Origin of the sequence: Raoultibacter massiliensis (assembly GCF_900199545.1) — a bacterium.
GTDB lineage: Bacteria > Actinomycetota > Coriobacteriia > Coriobacteriales > Eggerthellaceae > Raoultibacter > Raoultibacter massiliensis.
On the sequence record NZ_LT962671.1, the window covers coordinates 899,575 to 912,056 of the forward strand.

General features: G+C 60.4%; 11 protein-coding genes. All 11 read left to right on the top strand.

The window, feature by feature from the left end:
- The first annotated feature begins 15 nt into the window (after positions 1 to 15).
- The 11 genes from dusB (at position 16) to era (ending at position 12,478) form a co-directional block, all read left to right on the top strand.
- On the top strand, positions 16 to 1,011 hold the full coding sequence (gene dusB, locus C1719_RS08005) for a tRNA dihydrouridine synthase DusB (RefSeq protein WP_102374622.1): 996 nt from the start codon (positions 16 to 18) through the stop codon (positions 1,009 to 1,011).
- Positions 1,004 to 2,113, top strand: a complete 1,110-nt coding sequence (gene hemW, locus C1719_RS08010; RefSeq protein WP_102374623.1) for a radical SAM family heme chaperone HemW — start codon at positions 1,004 to 1,006, stop codon at positions 2,111 to 2,113. The genes dusB and hemW overlap by 8 nt, the downstream gene beginning before the upstream one ends.
- Before the next feature lie 159 nt (positions 2,114 to 2,272).
- Positions 2,273 to 3,280 (top strand): heat-inducible transcriptional repressor HrcA, encoded by a 1,008-nt coding sequence (gene hrcA / locus C1719_RS08015; protein ID WP_102374624.1) that lies wholly within the window; start codon positions 2,273 to 2,275, stop codon positions 3,278 to 3,280.
- A gap of 29 nt (positions 3,281 to 3,309) precedes the next feature.
- Positions 3,310 to 4,443, top strand: coding sequence for a molecular chaperone DnaJ (gene dnaJ / locus C1719_RS08020; RefSeq protein WP_102374625.1), 1,134 nt, complete (start codon positions 3,310 to 3,312; stop codon positions 4,441 to 4,443).
- Between the two features lie 13 nt (positions 4,444 to 4,456).
- Positions 4,457 to 5,239 carry an RsmE family RNA methyltransferase gene (locus C1719_RS08025; RefSeq protein ID WP_102374626.1) on the top strand — a complete coding sequence of 261 codons (783 nt, stop codon included), beginning with the start codon at positions 4,457 to 4,459 and terminating at the stop codon, positions 5,237 to 5,239.
- Positions 5,236 to 6,543, top strand: a complete 1,308-nt coding sequence (gene mtaB / locus C1719_RS08030; RefSeq protein WP_102374627.1) for a tRNA (N(6)-L-threonylcarbamoyladenosine(37)-C(2))-methylthiotransferase MtaB — start codon at positions 5,236 to 5,238, stop codon at positions 6,541 to 6,543. Before C1719_RS08025 ends, mtaB begins: the two co-directional genes overlap by 4 nt.
- Before the next feature lie 161 nt (positions 6,544 to 6,704).
- Positions 6,705 to 9,518 (top strand): hypothetical protein, encoded by a 2,814-nt coding sequence (locus tag C1719_RS08035; RefSeq protein ID WP_102374628.1) that lies wholly within the window; start codon positions 6,705 to 6,707, stop codon positions 9,516 to 9,518.
- Positions 9,519 to 9,626: 108 nt separating this feature from the next.
- The gene (locus C1719_RS08040; protein ID WP_102374629.1) at positions 9,627 to 10,583 is read left to right on the top strand and encodes a PhoH family protein; all 957 of its coding nucleotides are present in this window, start codon (positions 9,627 to 9,629) and stop codon (positions 10,581 to 10,583) included.
- A gap of 2 nt (positions 10,584 to 10,585) precedes the next feature.
- Positions 10,586 to 11,086 carry an rRNA maturation RNase YbeY gene (gene ybeY / locus C1719_RS08045; protein WP_102374630.1) on the top strand — a complete coding sequence of 167 codons (501 nt, stop codon included), beginning with the start codon at positions 10,586 to 10,588 and terminating at the stop codon, positions 11,084 to 11,086.
- Between the two features lie 45 nt (positions 11,087 to 11,131).
- Positions 11,132 to 11,542, top strand: coding sequence for a diacylglycerol kinase family protein (locus tag C1719_RS08050; RefSeq protein WP_102374631.1), 411 nt, complete (start codon positions 11,132 to 11,134; stop codon positions 11,540 to 11,542).
- Positions 11,543 to 11,551: 9 nt separating this feature from the next.
- A complete protein-coding gene (era, locus tag C1719_RS08055; RefSeq protein WP_245874433.1) occupies positions 11,552 to 12,478 on the top strand; it encodes a GTPase Era in 927 nt (308 codons plus the stop codon).
- Positions 12,479 to 12,482 lie beyond the last annotated feature (4 nt).

Here is a 12,482-nt window from a genome sequence, read left to right on the forward strand (position 1 = left end):
GGGCGGGTATCGAGCATGAATACAGCGCTCACGTCGTTCTTCGAGGCGCATCGCGTGCTGCTCGCTCCCATGGCGGGCGTTTCGGATACGGCGTTCAGAACTCTGTGCCGAGAGAAGGGCGCCGACCTCACGTACACCGAGATGGTTTCGGCCAAAGGCCTTTCCTATGCGAACGAGAAGACGCGTCGTCTGCTCGAGTTGGCGGAAGGCGAGCAGACAGTCGCCGTGCAGCTGTTCGGCCACGAGCCGGAAGTCATGGCGCAACAGGCCGTATGGATAGAGCGGGAGATGGGAAGCTCCCTGGCGTATCTCGATATCAACATGGGCTGTCCTGCCCGAAAAATCGTATCGAAGGGCGACGGCAGCAAGCTCATGGAGACCCCTGAGCTTGCCCGCGAGATCATCGAGCGCGTCGTCGATTCCGTTTCGGTGCCCGTTACCTGCAAGTTCAGGAGGGGTTATGCGCTTGGCGAGGAATCAGCCGTTTCCTTTGCCATGATGGCTCAGGCTGCCGGGGCATCGGCGGTTGCCGTGCACGGAAGGTACGCGATGCAGTATTACAGCGGCAGCGCCGATTGGGACGTTATCGCAAAGGTGAAGGACGCCGTGTCGATTCCCGTGATCGGAAACGGCGATGTGCGCTGCGGGGACGATGCCGTGGCGCTCATGGAAAGAACGGGATGCGATGCCGTGATGATCGCGCGCGCCGCCGAAGGGAACCCGTGGATATTCGCCGACGTGAAGGCGGCGCTTGCGAAGTCCGAGCGCCCCGCCGCGCCTGATTTCAGGGAGCGGCTGGATACGGCGCGCCGGCATGCCGCGCTGCTGGAGCGGCGCGGCGAGAAGAACATCGTGCGCATGCGCAAGCACGCCATGTGGTACCTCGCAGGGCTGCCCCACGCCTCGGTCGCCCGCAAGCAGCTCAACTCGTGCTCGTCGCTTGCGGATTTCGATCGGGTCTTCGACGAGCTGCGAAGGGCTATCGAAGGAGAAGATAAACAGCATGTATGATCCGTACAAGGCGCTTTACCTGCATATACCGTTCTGTAAAAAACGGTGTGCTTACTGCGATTTCGCAACGCAGGCTATCGAGAGGGAAAACCCGGCGGTGTCCGAATACATCGACGAGCTTGTGCTTGAGATCAGGCGGGCATCCCGAGAGGGAAAGCTCGGCAGCATCGAGACGGTCTACATCGGGGGAGGAACGCCGAGCCACATCGGCATGGCGAACCTCTCGAAACTCCTCTACACGCTCTCGACTTCGCTTCATCTGACGCCCGAGGTGGAATGCACCATGGAGGCGAATCCCGAAAGCCTGACCGAGCCCATGGTGAAGGATCTATGGGCGCTCGGCGTGAACCGCCTTTCGATCGGCGTGCAGAGCTTCGATGACGAGCTGCTTGCGCGGCTCGGCCGCGTGCACGATGCCGAAGAAGCGAAGCGTGCCATAGCGTGCGCCCAGACGCGGTTCGAGAACGTGAGCATCGACTTGATGTGCGGGATACCCGGGCAGGGCTTCGAGGGATTTGCGGCTGATTTGGAGACGGCCATCGCATCCGGCGTTGCGCACGTGAGCGTGTATCCCTTGAGCGTTGAGGAGAACACGCCGCTCGAGCTGCTCGTCGAGAGCGGTGCGCTCGAGGCGCCGGTGGAGGACAACCAAGCCATTATGATGGAGACGGCGCTGAGGGTGCTCGACCCGGCGGGATATCGCCGCTACGAGGTGGCAAGCTATGCGAAGGCGGGGTTCGAATGCCGCCACAACAAGGCGTATTGGACGGGAAAGCCCTATCTCGGGTTCGGGACGTCGGCGGTGACCATGACGCAAAACGACGCGCGCCGCATGCGCGTTCAGGATGGTCAGGTGATCGACGATCTCGATAGAAGGCAGAAGTGCGCCGAAGACCTTATGCTCAAAATGAGGATGGTGCAGGGGGTAAGCGAAGAGCAGGTGCGCGAAGCTGCGTTGCTTTTGCCCGAGGCTCTGGCGGTTTTTCGCGGGCTTGTCGAAAGCGGTTTGGCAGAGCGCCTCTGCGGCCGTTACCGCCCGACTGTGATGGGCTGGCTTTGCGGAAACGAGCTCTACGGCCGCATATTCGACCTTGCACCGTAAGGCGCCGAGCGGGGTTTGGGAAGCGGTGCGGCGCCGTTCGCTGTGGTGCTTGCGTCAAGATATCGAGAAATCATAAGAATGATTAGCACTCAACGGGCGAGGCTGCTAAAATACGTGGTTAGCTTTGCGTTGGCGGGATAGACGGAAGGAAGGCAAGCGGTGCTCTCTGACAGACGGCAACGGGTTCTCAGCGCTCTCATCGAAGAGTACGTCGCCCGTGCGCTTCCCGTCGGGTCGCGCACGCTTGTCGAGCGCTATCAGCTGGGCGTGAGCCCCGCCACGGTGCGCAACGAGCTTTCTGTGCTCGAGGATGCGGGCTACATCGTGCAGCCTCATACGTCGGCGGGACGCATTCCGACCGATATCGGATACCGCGCATTCGTGGACGACCTGCTTGAAAGCGGGCTGGCTACCGACGAGCTGCCCTACAGCGATGCGATCGAGGAGCTCAAGCGCAGCGCAAGCGAGCTCGACGATCTGATCGAGCGAACATCGGTGACGCTCACGCGGCTCACCGATTGCCTCTCGATCGTGCTCGCGCCCTCTGTATTGGCGCTGCATATCCGGCAGATTTCGCTCATATCGCTCAACGCATACAGAGCGCTCGTCGTTCTCGTCACCGAAGACGGACAGGTGCTCAACCGTTCGGTCGATTTCCCCGAAGAGGTTTCTTCCGACGATTTGGCGTCTGTGCAGCACCTCCTCAACGACGTGTTCGCCGGACGATCGCTGAGCGAGGTGAGAACCCGAATCGATCTCGAGGCCGCCGAGGCGCTCAACGATCCGCTCGTGCGCCTTGTGCTCGAAGAGGTCATGTACTGCCTGCAGGAGAGCGAGACGGGCAGAGCCCATCGCATCGGCGTGAGCACGCTGCTCAAACAACCGGAGTTCAGCCACTCGCAATCCCTTCTCCCCATCATGCAGATACTCGAAGACGATGCGGTGCTGCTCCATGTGTTCGACGACGCCGTCGCGGGAGCGGGTCCGCTCGTGCGCATCGGGCACGAGAACAACGACGAAGCGCTATCCGGCGTTTCGGTGGTGGCAACCCAGTACGGGCGCGGCGAGGCTGCGGGCGTGGTGGCCGTCATCGGACCGACGCGCATGGATTATTCGAAGGTCATCAAAGCGGTCAGGCTCGCGCAGAGCGCGCTGCAGGACAGCTGATTTCAGATTGTAGAAAGGTATCCGAAGCAATGGCCAAAGACCTCTACGAGGTGCTCGGCGTCTCGAAAAACGCGAGCGAAGACGAGATCAAAAAAGCGTTCCGCAAACAGGCGCGGGAGTTGCATCCCGACGTCAACAAAGCCCCCGATGCCGAGGACCGCTTCAAGGAGCTCAACGAAGCCTACGATGTGCTGAGCGATCCGAACAAGCGGGCCCAGTACGATCGGTTCGGCACGATCCCCGGTGCAGCGGGCGGGGGAGGCGCAGGCGGGTACCAGTACGTCGATTTCGAGGATCTGTTCGGCGGCGGCTTCGGCATGGGCGATCTGTTCAGCTCGTTTTTCGGCGGTGCGGGCAACCATGCCGTCACGCGCAAAGAGGGCCGCGATATGGGTGTTGGTCTCAGGCTGACGCTTGAGGAGGTTGCGGCGGGCGCCAAAAAGGAAATCGTGTACGACAGGCTGGCTCCGTGCCCTGATTGCGAGGGAACGGGCCTCGGACCCGATGGCAAAGAGGTCACCTGCCCCGAATGCAACGGCCGCGGCCGCGTCGTCACCGTGCAACATACCTTCCTCGGCGATATGCAAACGGCGCAGACCTGCAAAACCTGCGGGGGAACCGGAACGACGATCGACAATCCGTGCCCTGAGTGCGAGGGCCAGGGTCGCGTGCCCGACCGGCAGCGCGTTACCGTGGAGGTGCCCGTGGGCATCCGCGATAGCCAGCAGCTGCGGCTTTCCGGATTCGGGGAGGCGGGCATGCAAGGCGCCATGGCGGGCGATCTCATCGTCACATGCCGCATCCAGCCTCACGAGTTCTTCGAACGCGAAGGCGACAACCTCCATGCCCGGGCGAACATTTCCATCGTGCAGGCGACGCTCGGCGCGGAGATAGAGATCGACGGCATCTTCGAAGACGAGATCGTAAAGGTGCGCATTCCCGAAGGTTGCCAAAACGAACAGATCGTTCGCGTTCGCGGATACGGCATGCCTCGTTTCAAGAGCGAGAACCGCGGCGATATGTACGTGCACGTGAATGTCGTGATTCCCAAGAAGGTTACGAAAAAGCAGCGCGAACTGCTCGAGAAGCTTGCCGAAGAGATGGGCGACGACGTGGCCGAGGAGCGCACTCCGCTCCAAAAGCTGCGCGACGTGTTCAATTAGGCGACGTCCGTTCATGGCCCTTCCTCATTTCTACCTCGAAAACCAGGTGCTCGCCCAAGAGACGGACGCGGTCTTCGCGCTTCGGCTTGCCGACGACGATGCGAAGCATGCGCGTGCACTCAGGCTTGCGCCGAGCGAGCACATTGCAGTTATCGATGCGGCTAAAGATTACTTCGAGTGCGAGATCGTCTCGTTCGATCGCGACGGATGCCTCGTGCGCATCGCGCAGAAGATCGAAGACGAGCGTTTCCGTCCGACTGTGGTGCTTGTGCAGGGAATCGCGAAGGGCGAGAAGATGGACGGCATCATCCGCCATGGAACCGAGATCGGCATCGCGGGGTTCGTGCCCTTGGCATGCGAGCGGTCCATCGTGAAACTCGACGAGAAGAAGGCCGTCGCGCGCACGGAGCGGTGGCGCTCGATTGCAAAGAGCGCGGCCATGCAATCGGGGCAACCCGATGTACCCGATGTGTGCGAGCCGATGGGGCTTTCGGCCGTGTGCGAATTCGCGCGTAACGCCCATGCGGTGCTCGTTTGCTGGGAAGAGGCCTCGTCGGGCTCGATCAGAGCTGCGATTCGGGGAGCGCTCGGGGCGCAGAGGGTCCTGCCCGAAGACGCGCGCGTGATCGTGGTGGTCGGTCCCGAGGGGGGCTTTTCGCGCCGCGAGGTATCAGCGCTGTGCGATGCGAACCCGTTCGCCTCGACGGTCAGTCTGGGCCCCTCGATCCTCCGCACTGAGACGGCTGGCCTTCTGGCGCCCGCTCTCGCGATATACGAGCTCGGTGGTCTTTCGTGAAGTATGCGATCGTAAACCTGGGTTGCAAGGTGAACCGCGTCGAATCCGACGACCTTGCCCTTTCCCTCGAGCGGCTTGGAATGCAGCCCGTCGGCCGCGATGCGAAGGCCGAATCCGGAACGCTGCGCGAAGCGGGCGAGGGTCGCTGCAACGCCGATCTAGCGGATTTCGTCGTGGTGAACACCTGCACGGTCACCGGCGAAGCCGAGAAGAAAACGCGCAAGGCGGTGCGCCGTGCGCTTCGCGAGCATCCGGGAGCCGTTGTCGTCGTGACGGGATGTGCGGCGGCCATCGACGCTGCGGTATTCGAATCGATGGACGAACGCGTCGTCGTGGTGGGCAAGCGCGAGATAGCCGAGGCCTCTCAGTCGGGCGAGGCGCTCGGGCTGCTGATCCCCGCGCTTGCCCGGGATCTGCGTTCGCGGCCTCTTTTGTGCGGCGAACCTGCGGATGCGGCACTTGAAGAGCTGAGGGTGGGCGAAGGCTTTCCCACGCGGGTCGGCATCAAGGTGCAGGACGGGTGCAACAACGCCTGCACGTACTGCATAGTCCACGTGGCGCGAGGGAGGGCGTGGAGCCGACCGGCCGACGAGGTGGTCCGCGAGTTTGCGCGCTACGCCTCTTCGGGCGTGAACGAAGTCGTGCTGTCGGGGATAAACCTCGGCACGTATCGCGACGGCTCGACCGATCTCGCCGAGCTGCTCATGCGCTTGCTCGATGCTTCCGAAACGACGCGGATCAGGATTTCGAGCATCGAGCCCAAAGACGTCGGCGATCGGCTGATCGAGCTCATCGCGCAGTCGGGCGGCAGGATTGCACGCCACCTGCATCTGCCGCTGCAATCGGGCAGTACGCGCGTGCTGCGCGAGATGGCGCGCCCCTATTCGGCAAAGTGGTACTGCGATCTGGTCGATCGCCTATACCAAGCCGTTCCCGAGCTCTCGCTTTCCACCGATATCATCGTGGGGTTTCCCGGTGAAACCGAGACGGATTTCGAGGAGACGACGAGGGTGTCGCAGGCGTGCCGATTTTCGAAAATCCACGTCTTTCCCTACTCGAAGCGCGCCGGAACACCTGCCGCCGAGCGCCTTGATCAGGTTGAGCCTGAGGTGAAAGCGACGAGGTCGGCTCTTCTTTCGGAGTTGGGCGCCCGTTTGCGCGAAGAAGCGTATGCCAAACGGAGGGGCACGACGGAAAAGGTGCTTGTGGAAGCGTGCGGCAAGGGCATGACGGAAAGCTATTTCGAGATTTCCGTGTCCGACGAATACGCTGTGGGCGATTTGGTGTCCCTGATCCTGCCATAGGAGCACGTAGCTTTCTGATCGGGTGCAATCCCCGTATGCGCTTTCCAAAACTTGGGAAAATGGACGTAGCGCTCCTCGCGCTCATGCGATATGATTATCAAAATAGTCAGCATAGCCGTTTCGGCGATTACGTAGGGGCACATCAAGGAAAAGAGAAAGTCATGTCGCATCATCTTCGCACGTGGGGAGCATGTGCGTTAACGCTCGTTTTAGCTTGCTCCCTCGTCTTCTCGTTTTCGGGTTTTCCCGCGTTGGCCGAGGGGTCCGACGCCGCACAGGATCAGGCGATTTCCGTGCAGGAACCCATTGTGGAAATCGAAATTCAAAAAGAGTCCGCAGATAAGGAAGAACCCGAAAACGACGAAACATCGCTCGGGGCCGAATCAGCACCTTCGGGTGACGAGGCGTGTGGGGAAACCGTCGAAGGGAAGGATCCCCAAGAATCTCCGGAGCAGCAGATCGCTCGAAGCAACCCCGTTGCGACGCCGGTCGAAATCGAAGAAACCCAGCCTGCTGCAAGCGTGCTCGTCGAGGGGTCGACGGTGTATGCGAACGGCGTTGCCATTTGCATAAAGAAAGATGCCGATGGAAAAGTCTACGTGTACAATGCGGACGGCACCGAAAAGCTCCTTCCCGACCCCTGCTCTCCGTCGACGGTATACGGAGGCGGCAAGAGCGCACCTGTTGAGGGCGATACGAGCATCACGATCGATGGTGCGAGCGTCTCGACCGTGTACGGCGGCGGCAAAAACGCTTCCGTCGAAGGAAGCACGACTATTGCGATAAAGGGAGCGAAGGTATCAAGCGTATACGGCGGCGGCTACTCCGACGGGAGCTCTTCGGCCGACGTTTCGGGCGATGCAACGGTTCTGATCACCGGAAACATCGATGCGGGGCAGGTTCATGGAGGCGGATACGCCTATGCCTCAAAAGGAAACGCTTCTGCTGACGTCAACGGCGCTGTAACGGTAAGCATTCCTGCCCAGCCGACTTCGAACCACGGGAACATTTTCGGCGGTGGAAATGCTTTTTCCATTGGATCCAACAACGCTTCGGCGAATGTGGGCTCTGTGAAAGCCGATATTGTCGGGCGTACGTATTCGCTGCGCGGAGGTGGAAGCGCTTCGCTTGCTTCGGGAGCGACGGGCGCGGCGGTTGCCGACGTAACAGGGTCGATCGGCTTGGCGTTTAACAACGTAGACATTCGCGAGGTGTACGGGGCGGGATCCGCCGACGGGCCGACGGCTCATGCGACTGCCGGATCGGTGTCGATCTCTATCGACGGCACGGAAGCCATGAGCGTTACCGGTGGTGGAACGGCATATAAATCGGGCGTTGCCGACGTGTATGGGGCGACGAGCGTGGAAATCCGCAATTGCAGCAACCTGTACGGTTACATCTACGGCGGCGGCGAGGCGTACTCGGGTGGCAAAACGCGAGTGGGGTCCGCACGTGTTTCCGTCGAGTCCTCGACGTATCCGGTCGACGAGCAGTTCCCCGAATACTACGCGGCGGGATCGACGATCGCGGGAGGCATGGCCTCGGGCCAAGATTCGGATGCGAGCGTGCTCGGCGACGTTTTCCTCTCGCTTTCCGATTGCGAAAGCGCCGGTGGAATCTACGGCGGCGGGAGGGCATCGCAGGGGGGCCGTGCAACCGTCGGCAACTCCGACATCTCCCTTGCCCGAATGACGAAAGCGGCATACGAAGGCATGCAGTTCTCCTGCAGCCTGATAGCGGGAGGCGAAGCGGACGATTCGGATGTTTCGACAGTGGATTCGAGCTCGATTTCCGTTTCCGTAGAGGATTGCTCCCTGGAATACCTGGTAGGCGGTTTCGTTGTTGCCGACGAGCCCGTATCGACGGCATGCGCAAGCACGCTCGACATCATCGGCTCGGGCAATAGGATACAGCTTCTCGCCTGCTTCGATGCGGCCTCGCTTTCCTCGACGCTCTATCTTGACGAGTTCGTGGAGAAAGCAGCCGGCAAACCGCTTAGACTGACGGTTGCCGGCATTTCCAAAGATGATCCCGTGGTCGTCTGCAAAGGCGATGCATCGCGATCGAGTTGGTTCTCCCGCGTCGAGGGAAGCCTTCGCTATGCGATAGAGCACATCGATGGGCAGGCAGCTTCAGTGTGGCGCTTGGGGGAGGCGGCACCGCCCAGCCCGGGGAAGGTCGACATGGTCGTTTCCGGCGACTCGGGTGTTCCTGCCGTATCCGTCGATGTGGATGAGGACTTTGCAGAACGGCTGCTTACCGACGAAGATCGCACCGCGTTGAGGCAGGGATCGCTCATAGAGTTCTTCTTCCGTGCGGATGGAATCGATGAGATACCGGCCGAGGTCGCTCCCGTTGTCGCTCAGGCTCTGGAAAAGCATTCCTGCACGTTGCTGCAGCACGTCGATGTCAGCCTGATAAAATCCGTCGACGGCACCGAGACGCCGATCTCGTCCATCCTGCAAGCGGGTTTGTCTGCGCGATTCAGCGTAGACGTTCCTCAGGATGAAATCATCGAGGGCCGCACGTTTTCCGTTTTGCGGTTCCATGTGAGAGACGATGGCACGGTGGAAGAGAAACTGCTCCCCGATCTCGATGACGATCCGGCTACGGTTACCTTCGAGACCGATCGCTTCTCGGTTTATTCGGTCGTCTACACCGAATCCGGGCACGATGGAGACGGGGAACCGGGAGAAGAGGGAAAGCCGGAGAATCCAGGCGACACGCCCGGTACCGGTGATGAATCGGGGGGCGGCGCAGACGGGAACCGGGGTGCGGACGATACTGGAAAACCCGCATCGAAAACCGGCCAGGGCAACATCCATCGGCTTGGAGTGCTCAAATCGTCGCTCGATCCCTCGACGGGCGATGTGTCTGCTGCGTGCATGGCGCTCGTTTTGGGTGTCGCGGCTATAGGAGTCTTCTGCGCTTGCGCCATTCGGCTGAGGGCGGGATTGCGTCACAGGCGCCGATAGCGCTCCCTCGAATTCGGTGATTGCGCCGGTCGGTAACGGCGCAATCGCAGGCGGTGTCGGTTTGGTTACGTCGCAATGCCTTCCAGGGTCGCATGGTACAATGACGTCATGACAGATCAAACGCAAATCACCCTAACCGCCCCCGATAACGTGAGCATGGCCCGCATCGTCGGACAAGCCGACGAGCTGCTTCATGCCGTTCAGGATGCCTTCGGCGCCCGCATCACCGTCAGGGGCAACGCCATCGAGCTTTCGGGAGATCCGCTCGAAGTGCAATCGCTCACGGCGCTTTTCTCCGATATGATCAAGATGGTTGAAAGCGGCAACGAGCCGAACCTCGAGTACGTTCGCCATGCGATCGACTTGCTCCATACTGCGGAGTTCGCCCCGCAGGCGCTGCGCGAGGATATTCTGCTCACGTATCGCGGCCGTGCGATCCGGCCGAAAACTGCGGGTCAGAAACGCTACGTCGATGCCATCCGCGAGAATACGATCACGTTCGGCATCGGGCCTGCGGGAACGGGCAAGACCTATCTGGCCATGGCCATGGCGGTTGCTGCGCTCAAGCGCAAAGAAGTTGGAAGGATCATCCTCACGCGCCCCGTCGTGGAAGCGGGCGAGAGCCTCGGATTTCTTCCCGGCACGCTTACCGAGAAGGTTGATCCTTACATCAGGCCCCTCTACGATGCGCTGTTCGACATGACCGACATGGAGAAGGCGAACCAGCTCATCGAAGGCGGCGTTATCGAGATAGCCCCGCTTGCGTTCATGCGCGGGCGAACGCTGAACGATAGCTTCATCATCCTCGACGAGGCACAGAACACCACGCCCGAGCAGATGAAGATGTTTTTGACGCGGCTCGGATTCGGCTCGAAGATGGTCGTGACAGGCGATGTGACGCAGCTCGATCTGCCGCGCGGCATCTCGGGACTCAAAAACGTACGGAGCATTCTCGAGGGCTTGTCTGACATTGCGTTTTGCGATTTTACCGGCAAAGATGTCGTGCGGCATTCCTTGGTCGCCGCTATCGTCGCCGCGTACGACTCCGCTGAAAGGAAGCGATAACCATGGATATACAAATCGATTACCAGCATCGCAAGGAAGAACTCGAAGCGCTGCCCATCGAAGGGCTTGCGATATTCGTGCTCAACCACGAAGGCAAGCCGTTCAATACCGAGGTATCCATCAGCTTCGTGACCGACGAGGCCATCGCCGATCTCAACAAGAAGTATCGGGGCAAAGAGGGTCCGACCGACGTTCTCTCGTTCGAATGCGATGGGCCCGACGAAGACCTTTCCGCCATGTTCGGCGTGGAGGAGGCTATGCTCACGCTCGGCGATGTCATCATCGCGCCCGACGTCGCCATCCGTCAGACGGCGGAGTTCGGCACGACTTTCGAAGAGGAGATAAGCCTGCTGCTCGTTCACGGGCTGCTTCATTTGTGCGGTTGCGATCACATCGAAGACGACGAGGCGGAGCGCATGGAAAGCCTTGAATCGGAGATTCTCGAAGCATGGACCGAGCGCCGAGCCGCCGTCAGCACGGCGGGCGCGTCGGCGGCGCAGTAGAATATACGGTAGGATAAAGGGAAGCGACAGAGGATCGTGGGGCGGATGCGCAACCGATTCGTTCGGAATGCGAAGGACAAACGTCAAGGCGAGCGATTTTCTCTCGCCAATGCCTTTGCGTGCGCAACCTGCGGGATCGCCCATGCGTTCAAAACGCAGCGCAACATGAAAATCCATTTGGCCGTGGCGCTTTTGGCACTCGTCTTCGGAATCGTGTTGCAGATCGAGGCGTGGGGGTGGGCCGCCATCGCTTTGGCGATCGGCCTTGTCTTCGCGTTCGAATGCATGAACACGGCGCTCGAGGCGGTCGTCGATCTCGTTTCGCCCGAGTACTCGGAATTGGCCAAGCACGCGAAAGACTGCGCAGCGGGAGCGGTTCTCGTGTGCGCTCTCGGTGCTGTCGCGGTGGCCGCAGTCGTATACGTTCCGCCCGCCTTGGCTTTGGCGGGCTTGTAGGAGGAATACATGGATGATGCTGTGCAACATGATGAGACGATGCCGTTCCGATCGGGATTCGTTACGTTGGTGGGCAGGCCGAATGCGGGAAAATCCACGCTCATCAACGCGGTGATCGGCAAGAAGGTGGCCATCACTTCGAATACGGTGCAGACGACGCGCCATCGGTTCAGGGCCGTTCTCACACGACCGGGGTTTCAGCTTGTCATGGTCGATACGCCCGGATTGCACAAACCCCATGATGCCCTCGGCGAGGAACTCAATACGTCTGCGCTGAAAGCGCTCGAGGACGTTGATGTGGTCGCGATGCTCGTCGATGCATCGAAACCGATAGGAACCGGCGACGAATGGGTCGCCGAGCACATGCGCAGCGCGAAAGCGAAGCGCATACTCGTCATTACCAAGATCGATCTGGCAACGCCTGAGGAAATCGAAAAACAGAAGCTCGCCGCCGAGGGTCTGGCGGATTGGGACGGTATCGTCGAGGTTTCGGCGCAGACGGGTGAGAACGTGGAGGCTTTCGTCGGGTTGGCGGAAAGCTTCTTGCCCGAAGGCCCCCAATGGTTTCCCGCCGATATGGATACTGATCAATCGCTTGAGGTGATAATCGCCGAATTCATACGGGAGAAGATATTGCGGGAATTTCGCGAGGAGATTCCGCATGCAATCGGCGTGGTTGCCGAAGAGCTCGAATACGTGCGGGCAAAGGATATGTACCGCATCTTCGCCATTGTGTACGTGGAGCGCGACAGTCAGAAAGGCATGATCATCGGGAAGAAGGGCGCGGCTATCAAGCAGGTGGGAACCCAAGCGCGCGAAGATCTCGAACAGCTGCTCGGGTGCAAGGTGTTTTTAGACCTTACGGTGAAAGTCAAGAAGAACTGGCGGCGCGATCTCAATCAGATCAGGCGTTTCGGATACGGGGAAGGGATATAGCCTT